Source organism: Pseudorhodobacter sp., assembly GCF_034675685.1.
In the GTDB taxonomy this organism is placed as follows: domain Bacteria; phylum Pseudomonadota; class Alphaproteobacteria; order Rhodobacterales; family Rhodobacteraceae; genus Pseudorhodobacter.
Genome location: NZ_JAUCDA010000014.1, coordinates 39,705 through 60,287 on the forward strand (window position 1 = coordinate 39,705; position 20,583 = coordinate 60,287).

The 20,583-nt window shown below is 60.0% G+C and carries 11 protein-coding genes and 1 pseudogene; 6 read left to right on the forward strand and 6 right to left on the reverse strand.

Annotated features, from left to right (window positions below):
• Positions 1–14: 14 nt before the first annotated feature.
• The gene (gene msrA / locus VDP61_RS11295) at positions 15–533 is read right to left on the reverse strand and encodes a peptide-methionine (S)-S-oxide reductase MsrA (RefSeq protein ID WP_323006997.1); all 519 of its coding nucleotides are present in this window, start codon (positions 531–533) and stop codon (positions 15–17) included.
• Positions 534–1,163: 630 nt separating this feature from the next.
• Between msrA and VDP61_RS11300 the strand changes: the two genes are divergently transcribed.
• Both VDP61_RS11300 and VDP61_RS11305 read left to right on the forward strand, forming a co-directional pair.
• On the forward strand, positions 1,164–1,982 hold the full coding sequence (locus VDP61_RS11300; RefSeq protein WP_323006998.1) for an adenylate/guanylate cyclase domain-containing protein: 819 nt from the start codon (positions 1,164–1,166) through the stop codon (positions 1,980–1,982).
• A gap of 25 nt (positions 1,983–2,007) precedes the next feature.
• Complete coding sequence (locus VDP61_RS11305) at positions 2,008–4,302, forward strand: hypothetical protein (RefSeq protein ID WP_323006999.1); 2,295 nt, start codon at positions 2,008–2,010, stop codon at positions 4,300–4,302.
• On the opposite strand, the gene VDP61_RS11310 is transcribed toward VDP61_RS11305, so the two are convergent.
• The 5 genes and pseudogenes from VDP61_RS11310 to VDP61_RS11330 form a co-directional block, all read right to left on the reverse strand.
• Entirely contained in the window at positions 4,294–5,574 is a 1,281-nt protein-coding gene (locus tag VDP61_RS11310) for a cytosine deaminase (protein ID WP_323007000.1), read from the reverse strand. The two genes, VDP61_RS11305 and VDP61_RS11310, sit on opposite strands and share 9 nt — an antisense overlap.
• Positions 5,574–6,522, reverse strand: a pseudogene (locus tag VDP61_RS11315) (ABC transporter permease). Before VDP61_RS11315 ends, VDP61_RS11310 begins: the two are co-directional and overlap by 1 nt.
• Positions 6,519–7,568: an ABC transporter permease gene (locus tag VDP61_RS11320; protein ID WP_323007001.1), complete on the reverse strand. Its 1,050-nt coding sequence runs from the start codon at positions 7,566–7,568 to the stop codon at positions 6,519–6,521. The pseudogene VDP61_RS11315 and the gene VDP61_RS11320 overlap by 4 nt, the downstream one beginning before the upstream one ends.
• Positions 7,558–9,096: an ABC transporter ATP-binding protein gene (locus VDP61_RS11325; RefSeq protein ID WP_323007002.1), complete on the reverse strand. Its 1,539-nt coding sequence runs from the start codon at positions 9,094–9,096 to the stop codon at positions 7,558–7,560. Before VDP61_RS11325 ends, VDP61_RS11320 begins: the two co-directional genes overlap by 11 nt.
• Positions 9,093–10,115, reverse strand: coding sequence for a BMP family protein (locus VDP61_RS11330; RefSeq protein ID WP_416236530.1), 1,023 nt, complete (start codon positions 10,113–10,115; stop codon positions 9,093–9,095). Before VDP61_RS11330 ends, VDP61_RS11325 begins: the two co-directional genes overlap by 4 nt.
• 457 nt (positions 10,116–10,572) lie before the next feature.
• Between VDP61_RS11330 and VDP61_RS11335 the strand changes: the two genes are divergently transcribed.
• From VDP61_RS11335 to VDP61_RS11350, 4 genes are all read left to right on the forward strand, one after another.
• Positions 10,573–14,787, forward strand: coding sequence for a beta strand repeat-containing protein (locus VDP61_RS11335; protein ID WP_323007003.1), 4,215 nt, complete (start codon positions 10,573–10,575; stop codon positions 14,785–14,787).
• Positions 14,788–16,808: 2,021 nt separating this feature from the next.
• Complete coding sequence (locus VDP61_RS11340) at positions 16,809–17,240, forward strand: hypothetical protein (protein WP_323007004.1); 432 nt, start codon at positions 16,809–16,811, stop codon at positions 17,238–17,240.
• A 293-nt stretch (positions 17,241–17,533) separates the two neighbouring features.
• A complete protein-coding gene (locus VDP61_RS11345) occupies positions 17,534–18,346 on the forward strand; it encodes a PP2C family protein-serine/threonine phosphatase (RefSeq protein WP_323007005.1) in 813 nt (270 codons plus the stop codon).
• A gap of 5 nt (positions 18,347–18,351) precedes the next feature.
• A complete protein-coding gene (locus VDP61_RS11350; RefSeq protein WP_323007006.1) occupies positions 18,352–20,481 on the forward strand; it encodes a serine/threonine-protein kinase in 2,130 nt (709 codons plus the stop codon).
• Positions 20,482–20,583 lie beyond the last annotated feature (102 nt).

Below are 20,583 nucleotides of genomic sequence, written 5' to 3' on the forward strand. Positions count from 1 at the left end.
CCCGCACCGGCGATTCACGGCGCAGCGTGATGCGCCCCGCGTTTCGGCAAAACCCAGTCAGGGCGCAGAAAATGGCAGGTATAGCCGTCTGGGCGGCGCTCCAGATAATCCTGATGTTCTGGCTCTGCTTCCCAAAATTCGCGGGCGGGCGCGACTTCGGTCACCACTTTGCCGGGCCACAGGTTCGATGCATCGACATCGGCAATGGTATCAAGGGCGACCGCCTTTTGTGTCTCATCAAGATAATAGATCGCCGAGCGATAGGACAGCCCGCGATCATTGCCCTGACGGTTGGGGGTTGTCGGGTCGTGGATCTGGAAAAAAAACTCCAGCAAGGTGCGAAAACCGATCTGCGCCGGGTCAAAGACAATTTCAATCGCTTCGGCATGGGTGCCATGGTTGCGGTAGGTTGCGTTGGGCACATCGCCGCCAGTATAGCCGACACGGGTGGTCACCACGCCGGGCAATCTGCGGATCAGATCCTGCATGCCCCAAAAGCATCCACCAGCCAAAACAGCGCGTTCTTGCATCATTCATTCCTTGTATCAAACTTTGCGCCACCCTATTGCCGGACGCCCCAAACAGGCAAGGCCGCAATCGGTCGGGGTTTCGGCCAGGGCGCAAAGTACCAATATGGGCTGCCTTGGCACTTTATCAAGCCTGTGGTTCCGGCGGGCAAAGGCCGGGTTGTGCCAAAAGACATCAGGCACGCCCACAGGCCGGGCTAGGCGATCCATGTCACCCCGGCCCGCATTTTGGTAAAATACCGACCGGCATTTGTTGCAAATGCCCCGGTTCCTGCGCTATGGCGATAGGGTGGGTGCAGGGGGCGGCAACACTTTTATGAACACGCCAGAGATGATGGATAGTCCGGTTGAGTGTGCCGTTGACCGACCGAGCCGGTTTTTTCCACTGCGACCCGCCCCCCACCGGCACCCCGCCCTGGCTGCGGGCAGCCCCATAGACCCCCGGCAGGGGCCTGAAAACCATCGCGCCCCGCAACGGCTTTTCAGCCCGCACGCCCAGCAAGCGGCACGCCCCTGCCTGCCAGCCCCACAGATCGCCCCCCCTACCGGGCCATCAACCAGTCGCGGCGGGCGGGTGGCCTGCTGATGTGGGATGCAACAGCATCCGGGGGTGAAAGACGCTGGACGGCGGTGCTGATGGCTGACATGGCCGCCTCGACCGCGATTACCGAGCAGATAGGAACCGAGAACAGCTATCAATTGCTGACCCGGCTTATCGCCATGGCAATCGCGGCGGTAGAGGCCGAAGGCGGCACTGCGCTAACCTTTGGCGGTGACAGTTTGCTGGCCTCTTTCGGGGCCCCTGTGGCGATTGAGGATGCCTCTTTGCGGGCCTGCCGCGCCGCACTGGCGTTTCAGGCCGCGATTGCCGGGGAAAGTGCCGCGTTGCAGGCGCAGTTCGGGGTTGTGCCGCAATTTCGCATCGGGATCAGTGGCGGGATGGTGGTTGTGGGCCATATCGGGCCGCAAACCGGGATGGACCTGAACATCATGGGCCAACCCGTCAACGCCGCCTCGCGTTTGCAAGAACTGGCGCGGCCGGGGCAGATTTTGCTGTCTGATGCCATATTTGAACAAGTGGCAGGCGAGGTGGACACGACCGACCTTGGGCCGCAAAGCCTGAAGGGGATTGCGGGGCGGGCGCATGTGTTCGCGCTGCACAAGACGCTGGACGCACCCGACCGCTTTGCCGGGCGCATTCGGCGCGGCTTGGTGGATATGGTGGGGCGCCGCGACCAATTGCGCGCCCTTCACCGTGCGATCAACACATCCGCACCCGGCTGGCACATGACCTTGATCGAGGGGCCGCCCGGAATCGGGAAATCCCGCCTGCTGCATGATCTGCGCTTCTCGTTGCAAGACGAGCGGCAGGTGTTTCAGGGGCAATGCCGCAGCGGAACCCAATCGCCCTATCAACCGCTGCGCGATATTTTTTCTGGCCCTCAGTCAGGTTGATGCGGCAAAGGGGGCGGATAGGGTCTTGGCAGGGCTGCAACAGGTTTTGGGCGCGGGGCTTGACCTTGCCCCGCTGCGCGCGCTGATTGCACCGGGAAACAAAGAGACCGACCCGGCCACCGCCAGCAACATAGCCCTGACCCTGCGCAAGACGCTGAAACAAGCACTGACGCGGCTGTATCAGGTAAGGCCAAGCCTGTTGGTGATAGAGGATGTGCAATGGATTGACGGCGCAACCCGCAGCCTGCTGCAAGAGGTGATGCGCCCCCACGCAGCCCCAGCCATGCCCTGCCCGCTTTTACTTACCTCGCGCCCCGAGGGGGGGCCGGGCTGGGCGCTGGCCAAGCCCGCCATGACATTGCGCCTGCACCCCCTCTGCCTTGAGGAGACACAAACCCTGGCCGCGCTCCGCTTGCACAATGCGGCGCTGTCGCCAAAGCTGGTGCGGCTGCTGTATGAGAAATCCGAAGGCAATCCGCTGTTCATAGAGGAAATCTTGCGCTATCTTGGCTCGGTTGATGCCTTGGTGGACAGCCCCGCAGGGCTGATCATTCGCCCCGAGGCCGGGACCGATCTTGCGGGTGGCAATTTGCAGCATCTGGTTATGGCGCGGGTGGATACCCTGCCCGCAGCCGTGCGCCAAACCCTGCGCTTTGCTGCTGTTCAAGGTCGCCGCTTCAGCCAAACGGTTTCAGAGGCGGCAGAGCCGGGGCAAGATCTGTCCGTGCATCTGGCACAAGCGGCGGATCGTGGCCTGATTGAACCCGTGACCGGCGCAGCCAAGGACCAATGGCGGTTTCGCCATGCGCTGCAGCGCGATGCAATCTACGGCAGCCTGCTGAAAGACAGCCGCCTGTCCATGCATCAAACCATCGGCACCGCGCTTGAAGCCATGAACCCCACCCGGCGCGATGATATCTGCGAAACGCTGGCCTATCATTTTGATGCGGCAAACCTGCCCAGACGGGCCGCCCCCTATCTGCTGCAATCGGCGCGCAAGGCCTTGCAGGTCTATGATCTGGATGAGGTGGACCGCCTGTCGCTGCTGCTGCGGCGCATGCTGCGCGACGACCCGACAGTGATTGATCAGGCAAGACTGGACAAAATGGTTGTGACCTGGCTGGAGGCAATGAATTTCAAGGGAAATTTCGCCCGTGCGATCGAGGTCGGGGCAGAGTTTTTGCCCCGGCTTCAGGCCGGAGGCGATGAACGCAGCGCCGAGATTGCGATGTCGCATTACGCCATCGCCCTGACCCATGCGCGCGACTATGCGCAAGCAATCACGCTGGCACAGGATGGCATCGCACAGGCCCGCAAACGCGGCGATGAAATGTCGGCAACCTGGCTGCATCTGCCCTTGTTGCGCGCCTATGAGGAGACAAACCGCCTGACCCAGGCCGAATATGTGGCACTGGCCGCCGAAACGCTGCGCCGCGCCGAAGCGTTGGGCGAAACCCGGTTGCAAATGCAGATATTGTACATGCAGGCCGCGCAATATCGGTCTGTTGGCAGGGTCCGTCTTGCGCGCGAACGCAACGCTGCGTTGCATGACTTTTCGATCGCGCAGAATGACAAGCGCGGTCAGGGTTTTGCTGCCTGGGCGCAGGTGATGCTGCACCAGATCGCCGAAGAAACCGAGACAGCCGTGCAACTGGCCGAAGGCACGATTCCGCTTATGCTGCCCGGCACCGCCGACGCCCATGTGATCCAATCGCTTTGGGCGGCGAATGTGGTGCTTGGCCCCAATCCAATCGCGGCGCGGGGCACGCTGGACGCTATGCTTGCGCTGTCGCGGGACTATCTGGATTATAACATCATTCACGGCAATGAACTGATCGACGCGATTTATCATCTGCGGCTTGGCCAGATCACCCAAGGCTGGGCGCGGCTTTGCAAGGTATTGGATGAAACCCGCAAGGCCGGCAACATCGTCTACAGCCGCTATTTCCACCTGGTCCGGGCCGAAATTTTGCTGACCATCGGCGGGGTCATGCAGGCGCTGCCGTCCGAGGCAGGCTTGCCCGACCGCCGCGTGCAGCCGGCGCCAAAGCCGGGGCTGCGCGATCTTGTGACGGTGATTGCGCTGCGGCTTCGGGCGCGGCGCATGGCTGCGGCCGATCTGGCCTATTTCCGGGCGAATTTCCAAAGCGATGGCGGCGGCGTGATGGAAGCCCGCGCGCTGACCTGCGAGTCGCTTTTGGTGCGGGACAAAGCCAAACGCGCTGCAGGCCTGCGCCGTGCCGCCGCCTTGGCAAAAGACGAAGGGCTGACGATCTTGCAACGCCGGATCGAGGCGCAGCTTCAAGACAGATCAGATTAGCCCGGTAGCGTGGCGCCTGCGCACCGACGCGGGCCGCCCCGCCAGCGCCAGCCGCGCGTCATTGCGCTGGCGGCTCGCCACCACCTTGCCCTTTGACACCACGGCAAGCCGGTCGGGCCGCAACCGCAACGCCTCTACCGGCCCCCCGGCATCCAGCACGACAAGACTGGCAACCGCACCAACATGCAAACCATAATCGGACAGGTTCATGATTTTGGCGTTTTGCGTGGTAACCATATCAAAGCAGCGCGCCATATCCTGCGGTGCCGTCATTTGCGCGACATGCAGCCCCATGAAAGCCACATCCAGCATGTCGGCGGTGCCAAGGCTGTACCATGGGTCCAAAACACAGTCTTGCCCCCACCCAACGGTGATGCCATGGGCCTGCATCTCTTTCACGCGGGTCAAGCCCCGGCGCTTGGGGTAGCTATCATGCCGCCCCTGAAGGGTGATGTTTATCAAAGGGTTGGCGATAGCTGTCATCCCCGATTCCGCGATCAACGGCAGCAGCTTGGACACATAATAATTATCCATCGAATGCATTGAGGTCAAATGGCTGCCGGCCGCCCGGCCACCAAGCCCAAGGCGCTGCACCGCATTGGCCAGCACCTCTACATGGCGCGACAGCGGGTCGTCGGTTTCGTCACAATGCAGATCAAGCATCAAGCCCCGATCCGCAGCGATCTGCGCCAGCTCTGCAACGGATGCCGCCCCATCGGCCATGGTCCGTTCAAAATGCGGGATACCACCGACCACATCAACGCCCATATCCAACGCGCGGATCAGGTTTTCGCGCCCGGTTTTGGTGCGGTAAAACCCGTCTTGCGGAAAGGCCACAAGTTGCAGATCAAGATAGGGGGCGGTAAGGCGCTTGACCTCCAGCATCGCCTCGACGCCGCGCAAATGATCGGGGGTGGTATCAACATGGGTGCGGATCGCAAGTAACCCCATCGAGACGGCCCAATCGCAATACTCCAACGCGCGGGCGACCATGTCATCAATGCTGGCGATATCGCGCAATTCCCCCCACAGGGTGATGCCCTCTATCAGCGTGCCAGACGCATTAAGGCGCGGGGTGCCGTAAGACAGGGTTGCATCCATGTGGAAATGCGGGTCCACAAAGGGCGGGCTGACAAGATCACCGGTGGCATCAAGAATTTGCGCGGCGGCGTTGGGCAGCCTGCCGATCGCCGTAATCCGGTCACCCATGATGCCAATATCGGCGCATGTGCCATCTGGCAGCGTGCCGCCTTTGATTAAAAGATCGAACATCAGCGTTCCCCTTTGTTGAATGGACTCATCAATGCCGCAGGCACCTGGGCGCGGCGCGACATCACGATCAGGGCGAGAATGGACAGGAAATACGGCGCCATCAGGAAGATCTGATAGGGAACCATTTGCCCGACAGGGGTTTGTTGCATACGGATTTGCAGCGCGTCAAAGCCTGCAAACAGCAGCGCCCCCAGCATGGCCTTGCCCGGCCTCCACGCGCCAAAAACCACGAGAGCAATGCAAATCCAGCCGCGCCCATTGACCATTTCAAAGAAAAAGCTGGAAAAGGCCGAAAGCGTCAGAAATGCCCCCCCCCACAGCCATCAAGCCAGAGCCAATGATCACCGCCCCCATCCGCAGGCCGGTGACGGAAAGCCCCTGGGCCGCAACCGCTTGTGGGCTTTCACCAGCAGCGCGGATCGCCAGCCCAAGCGGGGTGCGGTAAAGCGTAAGGGCGGTAACCGCCACCACGACAAAGGCGGCATAGGTAAGGGCAGTTTGCGCAAACAATGCGGGGCCAAGCAGCGGAATATCAACCAGATAAGGGATCTCCAGCGGCTGAAACGGCTCTATCTTGGGGGGGCTGGTGACCTCGGGCAAGATCAGGCGATAGGCGAAATAGCTGGTTGAGGTGGCCAGCAGCGTGATGCCAAGCCCGACAACATGCTGCGACAGGCCAAACGGCACCGTCAGCGTGGCATGCAACAGGCCAAACATCATGCCAGCCAGCATTGCCACCGCCACCCCGCCCCATAGCCCCATGCCCAGATAAACCGCCATCCAGCCCGAAAACGCACCAATAACCATGATGCCTTCGATCCCGAGGTTCAACACGCCGGCGCGTTCGCAGATCAATTCCCCCATCGTGGCAAAGATCAGCGGCGAGGCGATGCGCACGGCTGCGGCCCAAAAGCTGGCGGTCAGCAAGATGTCGAACAACACGCTCATCCGCGCACCACCCGAAACCTGGTCAGCCCGATTGCCAGCACCATCAGCAGCAGCGCGGTCGCCAGCAGCATATCGGCGATATAGGTCGGCACGCCCGCTGCGCGGCTCATGCTATCGGCACCGACAAAAATGCCAGCGACGAAAATAGCCGTGACAACAACACCCAGCGGATGCAACACCGCCAGCATGGCAACGATAATGCCCGTGTAACCAAAGCCCGGTGACAGATCGAGGCTAAGGTGGCCTTTCAGCCCGGCCACTTCGGAAAAACCGGCCAGCGCGGCAAGCCCCCCCGACAGCAAAGCGGTTTTCACCAACACCCGGTTTACCGGGATACCGGCAAACCGGGCGGCTTGCGGGTTCAGGCCAACTGCGCGCATCTCATAGCCCAAGGTGGTGCGAACCTGCACAAACCAAAGAAGGAAAGCCGCCAAAAGAGCAAGGCCGAACCCCCAATGCAGGCGCAACCCTGTGGCAATGCGCGGCAAGCGCAGCGCCTTGTCCAAAGGGGCAGATTTCGGCCAGCCCATGCCCATCGGGTCTTTCATCGGGCCTTCGAGCAGGTAAGACACCAGTAACAACATGATAAAGTTAAGCAAAAGCGTGGTCACCACCTCATCCACGCCAAAGCGGGTTTTCAGCAAAACCGGGCCAAGCAAGATCAACGCGCCCGCCACCATGGCGCCCAAAGCGATAATCGGCAACGCCGCGCCACCCAGCCCCGACAGCGCCGAGGTACCCAAGATAACGGTGACAATGGCCCCGGCATAAAGCTGCGCCTCGGCCCCGATATTCCACAGTTTGGCCCGAAACGCGACCGCGATGGCAAGCCCGGTGAAGATCAGCGGGGTCGCACGGTTCAGGGTTTCCAACAGGGCAAATTTTGACCCGACAGCGCCTTTGACAATCAGCCCCAAGGTGAAAAGTGGGTTTGCCCCGGCGAGAGCTGCCAGCAGAGACGCAATCACGATTGTTGCAAGCAAAGCAATGGCCGGATAGCCAAGGCTGCGTGCAAGGCCGGGGTTGGCGATGGGTTCAAGCCGCATGGGAAAACCCTTGGCCCGCCATCCAAAGCCCCAGTTGCGCTGCGGTCAATTCGCCTCGGGGAAATTCAGGCGAAAGGCGTCCTTCAGAGATTACATGAATTACGTCTGACAAGCCCATGATTTCATCCAGATCTTCGGAAATCAACAAAACTGCAGCACCCGCATCTCGGGCCGCCAGAAGCCGGTTGTGAACATAGATAATCGCGCCGATATCCAGCCCGCGCACGGGCTGATTGGCAAGAATTACCTTGGGCGAGAGTTCCAGCACACGACCAAGGATCAGTTTTTGCATATTGCCACCAGAAAGCTGGCGGATTGGCCCCGATGGGCCGGGGCAGCGCACGTCATAGGTGGCGATGAGGTGGCGGGTATGATCCTCGGCCGCGCGCCAGTTCATCACGCCATTGCGGCTGAAGGGAGCGTGGGCATAGGTTTCCAGAATGGCATTTTCGGTCAGGGAAAAATCGGCGATGCTACCGGTTTTGTGGCGATCCTCGGGGATGCGGGCAATGCCTGCCGCGACGGCAGCACGGGGGGACCAAGTGGCAGGCAGATTGGCCATTTCCAGCGCCCCGCTCTGCGGTGCGATCAGGCCCGAAATCAGGTCTGACAGCGCCGATTGACCATTGCCCGACACCCCGGCAAGCCCGGTAATCTGCCCAGGCCGCAACGCCAGAAAGACGGATTTGAGACCGGGTGCAGCGCCTTGGTTGCGGGTGCAAACGTCCCGCAGGGTCAAAATCGCCGGGCCGGGTGTGGCAGGGGTAACGGCGGGCGGTGTCACCTCGGCCCCGACCATCATTTGCGCCAAAGCGTGACGATCGGTCGTGCAGGTTTCCACCTCGCCCACCAAACGCCCGTGACGCAGCACCAAAACGCGTGAAGAAAGCGCCGTAACCTCATGCAATTTATGGGAAATAAAGATGACAGACAGGCCAGCGCCAACAGCGCGGCGCAGCGTATCAAACAGCGCGTCACTTTCTTGCGGGGTCAAGACGGCCGTCGGTTCATCCAAGATCAGAATCCGCGCGTCGCGATACAGCGCCTTCAAAATTTCGACCCGCTGCCGTTCGCCCACAGTCAGGCTGCCCACCAGCGCATCGGGGGCAACACACAGCCCGAAATCTGCTGCCAATTGCGCCAATCTGGCACGGGCAGCGCTACGGCGCAGCGCCATGCGCCACAGCGGCACGGTTCCCAGTTGGATGTTTTCCAGAACCGTCAAGTTATCGGCCAAGGTGAAATGCTGGTGCACCATGCCCAGCCCCGCAGCCAGTGCCGCACGCGGGTTTCCGGGCAGCAAGGGCTTGCCAAACACCTCGACCCTCCCCTCATCTGCGGTATATTGGCCGAAAAGGATGTTCATCAATGTGGTCTTGCCCGCGCCATTCTCGCCAAGCAAAGCAATGACTTCACCGCGATGCAGATCAAAGCTGATCGCATCGTTGGCGGTTAATGCGCCAAACCGTTTGGTGATATTGACGAGGCGCAGAACTACCTCCTGCGCCCCCGATGTTTGTAGGCTCACGTTGATTTTGGCTCTTCGTCATTCACCTCGATCGTGATCGCCCCGGACCTGATGGCAGCTTCTTTTTCGGCCACCATGGCCATTGCGGCCTCTGGCACCTTGCCTTCAAAACTTCCCAAGGGGGCCAGCGAACACCCGCCCTCTTTCATCAAGGAATAGGTGCCGTAATCCGCCGCCTTGAAACTGCCCGCTTGCACGGCGGCAACGGCGGCGTTGAGCGTGGGTTCAAAATGCCAGATCGCCGAGGCCACAACGGTATCGGGGTAATCGGACTGTGTGTCGATCACATTGCCGATGGCCAGCACACCCTTTTCCATGGCCGCATCCGACACGCCAAAGCGCTCTGCATACAGCATGTCAACCCCGCTTTCGATCATCGCAAAGGCGGTTTCCTTGGCTTTTGGCGGGTCAAACCACGAGCCGATGAAGCTGACCTGAAACTTGATGTCGGGGTTCATTTCGCGCGCGCCCGCCATAAAGGCATGCATCAGGCGGTTGACCTCGGGGATCGGAAAGCCGCCGACCATGCCGATGCTGCCCTTGGACATGGAACCCGCAACGATCCCGGATAGATAGCTTGCATCTTGGATGTAGTTATCAAACACTGCAAGGTTTGGCGTACTGTCATCTGGCGGAAAGCTGGACCCCATGAGGAAGGCCACATCCGGGTAATCGGCGGCAACTTCGCGGGCTTCTTGCTCAACCCCGAAAATCTCGCCCACGATCAGTTGCACACCGCTTTCGGCATATTCACGCATGACGCGCGGGTAATCCGTGTTCGAGGTGTTCTCGGAATAGGCATAATCCACTTGGCCCGCAGCCTTGGCCGCCTCGGCGGCAAGATGGATACGGCTGACCCATTGCTGTTCGACCGGGACCGTGTAAATGCCCGCAACTTTAATGGCGGTTTGCGCCCGGCCAAGCCCCGGTAGCAGCCCCGCACCAAGCCCCGACCCAAGCACAGCCCCCGCCCCCATCAGCAGGCCGCGCCGCGTTGGGCAATACATCATCTTGCGCATGTCAAATCCTAACCCTGTTGGTTTTTGATGTTTGACCGGATGGTAAAGCGAGATTGCGATTCGCTACAAGTATCACTGCAGCTTATTTCGCCAAAACCGACAGTCTTGCAAAGCTGAAGGGTTTCAACCTGCCCCCGGTGCGCCTGCCACCGCCGGGGGCATAGGCAAATCATCGCGTCAAGGGCGGGTGACGGGTAAGGCTGCACCGCTTTGGCCGCAGGGTGGCTGCGCCCGCGCGCTTTGGCCCTGCCCCGGCCCGCCCGCCTGTTTCACGCGCTTCATCTGGGCTTATTTCAGGGAATGACCGGCCTTCCCCTGCGTCAATTCTGCACGAAACCAAAAGGATTTCTGACATGTTCAACTTAATTCTTGCCCCGCGTTCCACCATCGGACTAGGCTGTCGTTAATTTCCCATTAAGGGCCTGCTTTCGGCTCTCTGCAAATTACAGGTAAAAAAATGTCCAACCCGACCCTTTCAGTGACGATCGCGACCCAGGCTTTGGCACGCGCAAAGCCCGGCCTGAGACGGGCGCATTTGCTGGCGAGTACGGCGCTGGTGGCGGGTCTGGCATTTGGGGGCATGGCCGGGGCGCAAACCTGGGACGGCGAAGGCGCAGCCGCCAGCCCTCTTGATACCTGGAACACAGCGATCAACTGGGCAGGCGATGTTTTGCCGGGGGGCGCTGGTGCAGTCATAATAGACGGAACCGCGCCGCATCAGCCAATAATGCACGGCACCAACCAATCCGTTGCCTCTGTAGCGCTTTCAGGGTCTGGGCAGCTGGAAATTCGCGGTGCAACAGTGCTGACCAGCGGCACGGTCAATCTTGCGGATACCTCTGCCTTGCTTTTATTCGACAATGGCAGCACGGTGATTGGCGATGTGACGACTGCGGCAGGGACAACCATTTCCAGCTCTGGTGTGTTTAACGGGAACCTGAGCTCGGGTGGCAACTCGACGCTGACGGGCGCGGCCGGGCAGGTTACAGGTAACCTGACGGTTACTGGCGGTGCAACCTCGCTAGGCGGGGACCTGTCAGTCGGTGGCGGTGTCTCCATTTCCGGCGGGACTTTGACACATTCCAGCAGCAACGCGCTGGGCAATCTCACGCTTTCGGGCGGGACCGTCACCGGGCCTGGGGCCATTGGCGGCACGGTCGCATTTACGGGCGATGCCACGCTGGAGCGGACGGCAAACAGCACCCTTGGGAATGTTTCTATCGCTGCGGGCGTGAATGCAACACTTTCAACGGCCGCGGGCACAACCAGCCATGCCGGGGTCATCTCTGGCACTGGTACGCTGCTGAAAAACGGCACGGGGGTCTTGACCCTTTCGGGCAATAACACCATCGACAATCTGACGGTTCAGGATGGCACTTTGCTGCTGTCTGGCGACAACACCGGCGTCGATAAAATCATCGTTGGCGAAACCGGTGGCTTGGGCGCTGCGCGTTTGCGCCTTGCTAACAATCTGGCGGCGGGTGGTGCGGCGGGCTCTATCGAGACGCGCGGCTCTGTGATTTCTTACGCCGATACCGTCAATTCCGCGACCGCGATTGTTCTGAACAGCAACACGACCCAGTTGGAGGTTCTGGCGGCTGACGCGGCAGAGCAATCTGGCGTTATTTCGCAATTCGACGCAACAAACCGCCCGATTGAAAAAATCGGGACTGGCACCTTAACGCTGTCGGCGGACAACAGCTATCTAGGCGATACCACCGTCTCGGCGGGCCGTTTGATCGTGACAGGGAATATTGATTCCGCAGCGATTTCGGTGGCGACAGGGGCCGGGCTGACGCTTGCCGCCGGGTCGGTCACAGATGCGAATGCCGCAGTAACCCTGGCTGGTTCGGCAAACCTGACGCTGACAGGAAGCGAAGACCTTGGGTCTTTGGCGACAGCTGCCGCTTCGACCGTGACGCTGGGTGCCAATACGCTGACAGTGGGCGGCAATAACACGGACACCACGATTGCGGGCACTATCACCGGCACGGGTGGGGTGACCAAGGCAGGAACCGGGACCACAACGGTTTCGGGCACCAATACCTATACCGGGGCAACCACCGTCAATGCCGGGGCGATTGCGCTGAGCGGTGCCTTGGGGTCAACGGCGGTGACCGTAAATACCGGCGGCGCGCTGAACGTGACTGCGGGCGGGCTTGCGGCTGGGGCCACGGTAAGTGTGGCGGGCGGGACGCTGGATGTCAGCACCGTTGATGACACGGTATCGGCGGTCAATCTGACTGCCAATGGTGTGATAAGCGGCGATGCAACCCTTAACACCGCCACATTCAGCCAAAACACCGGCACCCTGTCCGGCACGGTTTCGGCCAGCACCAGCGCCAATCTTGCAGGCGGCACAATTTCCGGCGAACTGACAGGCGCAGGCGCTGCCTCTACCAGCGGCGCAGGCACCACCACCACCCTGTCAGGGACCGGCAAGATCAGCACGCAAACCCTTGTTATCAATGCAGGGACAACCGTAAGCGAAACCGGAACCGGCCAGATTGACACCATCGGCAACCTGATTGATGTACAAGGCGGTACGCTTGTCACCAATGGTGGCAACGGTATTGCGGATGATGATGCTGTAACTCTGACCGCAGGCACGCTGACCCTGACGGGCAATGAAACGATTGCCGCGCTGAACGGCACGGGCTCGGTGAACCTGAACGGAGTGGGAACAAACCTGACGCTGAACAGCGGCGCGTCTGCGATCACGGCGGTGATCGCCGGGACTGGTGGCCTTAACGTCATCGGCACCTCAACCACCACCTTGTCGGGCGCGAACACCTATACCGGGGCGACCACGGTGAACGGTGGCACGCTGACCCTGGCCGGCGGCAGTGCGATCGCTGATGCTGGCGCGGTTGTCGTGACCAGTGGCGTTTTGGCGCTGAGCGCGAATGAGACAATAGGCTCGCTGGCGGGGAATGCGGGCAGTTCCATCACATTGGGCGCGAACACCCTGACGACCGGGGGGGACAACGGCACAACCAGCTATGCCGGGGTCATCTCTGGCACTGGTACGCTGCTGAAAAACGGCACGGGGGTCTTGACCCTTTCGGGCAATAACACCATCGACAATCTGACGGTTCAGGATGGCACTTTGCTGCTGTCTGGCGACAACACCGGCGTCGATAAAATCATCGTTGGCGAAACCGGTGGCTTGGGCGCTGCGCGTTTGCGCCTTGCTAACAATCTGGCGGCGGGTGGTGCGGCGGGCTCTATCGAGACGCGCGGCTCTGTGATTTCTTACGCCGATACCGTCAATTCCGCGACCGCGATTGTTCTGAACAGCAACACGACCCAGTTGGAGGTTCTGGCGGCTGACGCGGCAGAGCAATCTGGCGTTATTTCGCAATTCGACGCAACAAACCGCCCGATTGAAAAAATCGGGACTGGCACCTTAACGCTGTCGGCGGACAACAGCTATCTAGGCGATACCACCGTCTCGGCGGGCCGTTTGATCGTGACAGGGAATATTGATTCCGCAGCGATTTCGGTGGCGACAGGGGCCGGGCTGACGCTTGCCGCCGGGTCGGTCACAGATGCGAATGCCGCAGTAACCCTGGCTGGTTCGGCAAACCTGACGCTGACAGGAAGCGAAGACCTTGGGTCTTTGGCGACAGCTGCCGCTTCGACCGTGACGCTGGGTGCCAATACGCTGACAGTGGGCGGCAATAACACGGACACCACGATTGCGGGCACTATCACCGGCACGGGTGGGGTGACCAAGGCAGGAACCGGGACCACAACGGTTTCGGGCACCAATACCTATACCGGGGCAACCACCGTCAATGCCGGGGCGATTGCGCTGAGCGGTGCCTTGGGGTCAACGGCGGTGACCGTAAATACCGGCGGCGCGCTGAACGTGACTGCGGGCGGGCTTGCGGCCGGGGCCACGGTAAGTGTGGCGGGCGGGACGCTGGATGTCAGCACCGTTGATGACACGGTATCGGCGGTCAATCTGACTGCCAATGGTGTGATAAGCGGCGATGAAACCCTTAACACCACCACATTCAGCCAAAACACCGGCACCCTGTCCGGCACGGTTTCGGCCAGCACCAGCGCCAATCTTGCAGGCGGCACAATTTCCGGCGAACTGACAGGCGCAGGCGCTGCCTCTACCAGCGGCGCAGGCACCACCACCACCCTGTCAGGGACCGGCAAGATCAGCACGCAAACCCTTGTTATCAATGCAGGGACAACCGTAAGCGAAACCGGAACCGGCCAGATTGACACCATCGGCAACCTGATTGATGTACAAGGCGGTACGCTTGTCACCAATGGTGGCAACGGTATTGCGGATGATGATGCTGTAACTCTGACCGCAGGCACGCTGACCCTGACGGGCAATGAAACGATTGCCGCGCTGAACGGCACGGGCTCGGTGAACCTGAACGGAGTGGGAACAAACCTGACGCTGAACAGCGGCGCGTCTGCGATCACGGCGGTGATCGCCGGGACTGGTGGCCTTAACGTCATCGGCACCTCAACCACCACCTTGTCGGGCGTGAATACCTATAGCGGAACTACGGGTGAATGGTGGCACGCTGACCGTTGCAGGCAGCGGTGTGATTGCCGGGGCGACGACAGTCTCGGGCACAGGCACGTTGACCAATGCCGGCACAGTGCAGGGTGTCGGCAATGCAGGCAGCTTTATCAATAACGGCGGCGCCGGGGCTGTCGGCAATGGAGGCAGCTTTGTCAATAACGGCAGCGCCGGGGCTGTCACCAACACAGGGGGCGCAACCAATAACGGCACCGTTGCCTCGGTTGCGCAAAACGCTGGAACTTTCAGCAACAACGCTGGCGGCATTGTTTCTGGTAACGTTGCGGTAAATGGCGGTGGTTTCGCCAATAACGCTGGCGCTACCGTTTCTGGTGGCGTTGCGGTGAACAACACCGGCACGCTGACCCAGACAGGCCTGATCGGTGGCAATGTCACCATTGCAACAGGCGGTACGGTCAACGCGACCGGCGGCACAGTTACCGGGACCACAACCAACAACGGCGGCGCCCTTAATATCAACGGCGGAACCTTTACCGGCTTGGTAAGCAATGCCGCAGGCACATTGACCGCCCGCGGCGCTGTCACTGGATCAATCACCAACGCAGCAACCATGACAGTCACCAGCCCGGATGTGCTGACCCTGACGGGGGCGATCAGCAATACAGCTACCGGCACGTTTACCACCACAGGCACCACGACCACCAGCGGCGGCTTGACGAGCGCCGGAGTGGTGAACGCCCAAGGAGGGTTGAACAGCGCTGTGACAAACAGCGGGGCGTTCAATGTCACCGGGCCACTGACCGCAACCGGGCAAACCTTTACCAACACCGGGCCAGGCAATCTGAACATCGGCACCTACAGCTATACCGGTATCGGCACGCTGACCAACGGGCTGGGGGCTGTTATCGGGCTGGGCTTGGGGGGCAGTTTGGGCACCACCACTTTGACCAACGCAGGCACCGTGAACGCCAATGGTGCCAATATCTCTGGCGCGATCACCAACAGCCTGGCCTTCAATGCCCTGGCAACGACGATAACCGGCACTGTCACAAACAGCGGGGCCTTTGACCTGAGCGGCGGCAGCGTTTCGGGCCTGTTCACCAACAGTGGCACCCTCAAAGCCTTGGGCAACACCACCTTGTCAGGTGGGCTTGTCAACACCGGGACGGGCAAGGTTGACATGCTGACGCCCACCATCGCCGGTGTTCCGGATTTTGCGAATGCAACCAAGGACAGGCTGGCAATCAACGGCAATCTCAGTGGCGGCACCTATGCCATGGATGTCAACCTTGGCTCGAATTTGGGTGTGGGCATTCTGAGCAACCCCAATGGTGGCACAAGCGACCAGATCAAGGTGACGGGCAATATCACCGGGGCTTTGCACTTTGATTTCACCAATGCGGTGCCGGCAGGTGTCGGCTCTTACCTTGGCGGGCCAGTGCTGGTGCTTGACGGCGCCAATCCTGCCGATCCCTATACATTCACCCATACCGGGCTTGGGGCGGGCGGGGCTGTGGTTTATTCCCTGCAAAGGCAGGGCGACGACCTGAATATCGTCAGCCAGACCAGCGCCGGGATCGGGGGCATTGCGGCCAATGCCTCGCTTGTGCAATCGCTGATCGGAACGGTTGTGAACCGCCCGACCAGCCCGTTTGTCAGCGGCCTTGCAACCGAGGAAGGCTGCTCTCGTGGCGGGTATTTCCGCGGCACTTACGGGGTAAGCACTGTGTCGGGGTCAAGCGACAACGGTATCTCGACCACCGGCAGCACGGTCAAGGCAAGCTATGCCGGGGCGCAGGGCGGCTATGACTATGGCTGCAATGATGGCCGCTTCTTTGATGGCTGGGATGGCTCATTCGGGGCGTTGGTCGGCTATAACGCGGGTAAATCGGATCAGAATGTCGAGGTTCCTGTGGGCGGTGGCGGGACCGCCGTGGCCAGTATCACCCATTCCAAGTTCGATCAGAAATACGTCGGCGTCTATGCCGCCTTCAGCAAAGACCGGATCACAACCGACGTGCAGCTACGGTTTGAGAGAACCGATTTCACGCTGAATGAGACGGTGTTGCCAACCTTCTTTGGCCTTGGTTTGAAGAATGCAAAGTTCAGCACAGATTCGACAAACGTGACCGGGCGCGTCAGCTATCGGATGGACCTGAACGAAGATGGCCTGAACTTTGTGCCGACTGCGGGCCTGTCTTATACCCACACCTCGGCGGCGACAGTCAACTTCAGCGGGGGGGGAAACCCTGCGCACCGCCGCGTTTGATTCAATCGTCGGCTTTGTCGGTGGGACCCTTGCGAAAACCACGATCGCGCCAGAAGGCAATGCCGGGACAACCTATTTTGGCAGCGCAAACTACTACCAAGACTTTGCGGGGGATCGCAAATCGCTGTTCACCGACAGCCTTGGCGGCACCCAAAGCATCAGCACCAAAAACATCGGTGGCTTTGGCGAGCTGAGCCTGGGCGTCAACTATGTGCGCATTCTGGAAAACGGTCCGGGGGCGGCAAAGCAATTGAACGCAAACCTGCGTGTGGACACTCGTTTTGGCAAGAACGTCACGAAATCGGCCAGCATCACAGCACAGGTCAGGTTGTCGTTCTAAAAAGATCTGACATCTCATATCAACAAAGGCCCGAGGCATTGCTTCGGGCCTTTTTCTTGGTCCAGCGCGGCACTGGTTCAAGGTCTTTGCTGGCCACAATAACCGCGCAGCCAAAGGAATTTATGCGTTGAATGGCCGTTATGGACGGCGCGGCGCTTTAATTTGCCCAAACCATAGACGGCCTTTGCGTATGGTAAAAATTCTGCCTATTCTGACACAGGAAATAGATTTCAAGTTGTGATTCAGGTTGGATAAGTATTGAGACCAAAAGATAATTTTTGGAGGGGAGAGGGATGCACCAGGTTAGCTTTGCGTTTGATACCGGTGCAGCAACGCATCGGGGCTGTGTGCGTGACCATAATGAGGACAGTTTTCTTGCGCGCCCCGCATCCGGGCTTTGGCTGGTTGCTGATGGGATGGGCGGCCACAAGGCGGGTGATTTTGCCAGCCACGCCATAGCCGAAAGCGCGCAATGGACGGGGTTTCCGACCTCGGCGATGGATCTTAAAAACCGTTTCATCGACCGGCTTGTCATCGCCCATGAAGATATACGCCAACAATCCGCCAAACTTGACGGCGCGACCGTTGGCGCGACCGTTGTCGCCCTTTTGGCCTTTGACCAGCATTTTGCCTGTATCTGGTCGGGCGACAGCCGCATCTATCTGATGCGGGGCGATGGGTTTCAGCAAATGACCACCGACCATACCGAAGCAATGGAATTGCTGCGTGAAGGGGCTATCACCCAGGAAGAGGCCGAGAACTGGCCACGCAAAAATGTGATCACCCGTGCGATTGGTGTATCAGAGGTGCCAATGACCGATGAGAACTACGGCGTTTTGCAGGTCGGGGATGTTTTCTTGTTGTGCTCTGACGGGCTGACGGGCCATGTGTCAGATGATGAAATAGCCGAGATCTTGCAGGAATACGAAGCGCAGGAAGCCTGCGACCGCCTTATTGAATTGACTCTCTCACGTGGGGCCAAGGATAATGTAACGGCCTTGGTGGTAAGATGCCTGCCAAGTGAACCGATAAGCGATGCGGATGCGCCCACAAATCCGGGCTATGGCCGACCGATTGCGATGCACGACTGGAAAGCGGAAGACTGAATATAATGGCCGATGAAAATACAATTCCCCCAGTCAATGGGGCAAAGCCCGCGAATTCAGCGGGTTCAGTCGAACCCGGCACGGGCGCTTCCGGCGGAGGCACTTCAGGCGGGGGCACGGCAAGCAGCCATCCGCCGACAACACAGGCACCGATAACCACCACCGTCACGTCGGGCATGATCATCGCTGGCACCTATGAGATTGAGCAATTGATCAACCGGGGCGGCATGGGCGAGGTGTATCGCGGCCGTAACATTCATACCGGCGATCCCGTGGCAATGAAAATCGTGCTGCCCGCATTGGCGCATGACCCGATGATCGAGGCGCTGTTTCAAAAAGAAGCCAAGGTTCTGGGACGTTTGGCGCATGACGCGATCGTGCGCTACCATACCTATATGAACCCGCCCGAAATCGGGCGCCCCAGCCTGATCATGGAATTCGTTGAAGGCACCGCACTGGGCGACCGCATCAAAGAAGGCCAAATGCCGGAAGCGGATGTGCGCATCTTGTTGGCGCGGCTGGCCTCGGGGCTTGACCGGGCGCATGGCGCGGGTGTTGTGCACCGCGACCTGTCGCCTGACAATGTGATCTTGGAAGGCGGGCGGGTTGAACACGCCAAGCTGATTGACTTTGGTATCGCCAAATCCTCGATGAAAGGCGACCGCACGCTGCTTCAGGGCCAATTCGCCGGCAAATTCAGCTTTGTTGCCCCCGAGCAGTTGGGCGCCTATGATGGAAGCATAGATGCGCGGACCGATATATATAGCCTTGCGCTGTTGATGGCGGGGGCCTGTCAGGGCAAGACCGTCAACATGGGCGGTAATATGGTCGAGGCCGTGCGCAGCCGCTCTCGCGTGCCCGACCTGACCGGGGTCTATGACAGTTTGCGCCCGCTGTTGGCGCATATGTTGCAGCCGAACCCGGCCAATCGCCCAGCCAGCATGGCCAGCGTTATTGATATGCTGGACGACCCAAGCCTTATTCCAGACCCTTCCGCCTATGCCGAAGACCTGGACCCAGACCGCACGATCATCGCATCGGCCTTGCCTGCCACGCCCAGTGCCGCGCCCCGTTCGGTAGCCCCCAAAGCCGAGTTTGTCGGGATACCGGCCACGCCTGCCGCCCCGCCCCCCGTCACCGCCAAATCTGGTAAATCCGGGCTATTGGCTGCTGGCTTGGTGGCGGTGCTGGCAATTGGCGGAGGTGGGGCATGGTTTTCTGGCATGCTTGACCCCAAACCAGCACCAGAGCCGGCAACCGGCCAAGAGGCTGGGCAAACGCCCGAACAGCTTGCCGCCGCCAAAGCCGCAGATGAGGCCGCGCGTGTCGCAGCCGAAGCCGAAAAAGCCGAGGCTGATCGCATCGCCGCTGCAGCAACCAAGGCCGAAGCTGATGCCAAAGCCCAGGAACAGGCTGCCGCCGCCGAAAAGGCGCGTCTGGATGCAGAGGCCGCCGCAACGGCCAAAACCGCCGCGGACGCCGCAGCCGCAACCCCGCTGGATGAAATCGGGCGTCAACTCGCCTGGATCAAATCCTATGATGCGGGGGATTGTGTTCATTTCTCGCTCTTGTCCTCAAACGGCGGTCAGGTAGAGCTTGAAGGTTTCGGCACAAAGGTTGAACCGTTCACCAAGATGGTCACCGACTTCAAGGCCGAACATGGTGTAGAGCCGAATATTGGTGTCCGCCTGATCAACGATACCCAATGCCCGGTTTTGGATTTCATGAATGGGTTGCGGATAAACCGCGGTATCGCGCCGACTCTGATTTTGGAAAACAAGACAGACGTGTTGAAAAGTGGCGAAATTGTTTCAGGGCGGATCGAGGGTTTGGCCGGTCGCGCTGTTTCGTTGTTCCTGGTGAACGGAGCAGGCGGGGCCACAAACCTGAAGCCGTGGGTATCGCGGGCCTCTGACGGAAGTTTTGGCTTCAGTTTCACGGTCAATCTGGCCGCCGGCGCAGAACCAACACCGCAGATGCTTTTGGCTGTCGTGACAGAACGGTCTATGGATAAACTGGATGCCGTCCCCAATGGCGTTACCGCCCGGGCATTGATACCCTTCATACAATCTGAATTGGCGAAAGAGCGGCAAACCGCGATTGGTGCCGTTCGTTTTTTCCGGCTGGAGAATTAAGACGTTTCACCTTGAACCTGCCGCACAAATCGCTACCTGAAATCAAGGATTTCAAAGTGTTATATGATCGGCCCCTGTTTCAAGCCACAGGCGAAACGCTAT

Bases quoted from the DNA above. Each gene is read 5' to 3' on its own strand.
- msrA (WP_323006997.1), bottom strand. From the start codon at position 533: ATGATGCAAGAACGCGCTGTTTTGGCTGGTGGATGCTTTTGGGGCATG.
- VDP61_RS11300 (WP_323006998.1), top strand. From the start codon at position 1,164: ATGGCTGACATGGCCGCCTCGACCGCGATTACCGAGCAGATAGGAACC.
- VDP61_RS11310 (WP_323007000.1), bottom strand. From the start codon at position 5,574: ATGTTCGATCTTTTAATCAAAGGCGGCACGCTGCCAGATGGCACATGC.
- VDP61_RS11320 (WP_323007001.1), bottom strand. From the start codon at position 7,568: ATGCGGCTTGAACCCATCGCCAACCCCGGCCTTGCACGCAGCCTTGGC.
- VDP61_RS11330 (WP_416236530.1), bottom strand. From the start codon at position 10,115: ATGCGCAAGATGATGTATTGCCCAACGCGGCGCGGCCTGCTGATGGGG.
- VDP61_RS11335 (WP_323007003.1), top strand. From the start codon at position 10,573: ATGTCCAACCCGACCCTTTCAGTGACGATCGCGACCCAGGCTTTGGCA.
- VDP61_RS11345 (WP_323007005.1), top strand. From the start codon at position 17,534: ATGCACCAGGTTAGCTTTGCGTTTGATACCGGTGCAGCAACGCATCGG.
- VDP61_RS11350 (WP_323007006.1), top strand. From the start codon at position 18,352: ATGGCCGATGAAAATACAATTCCCCCAGTCAATGGGGCAAAGCCCGCG.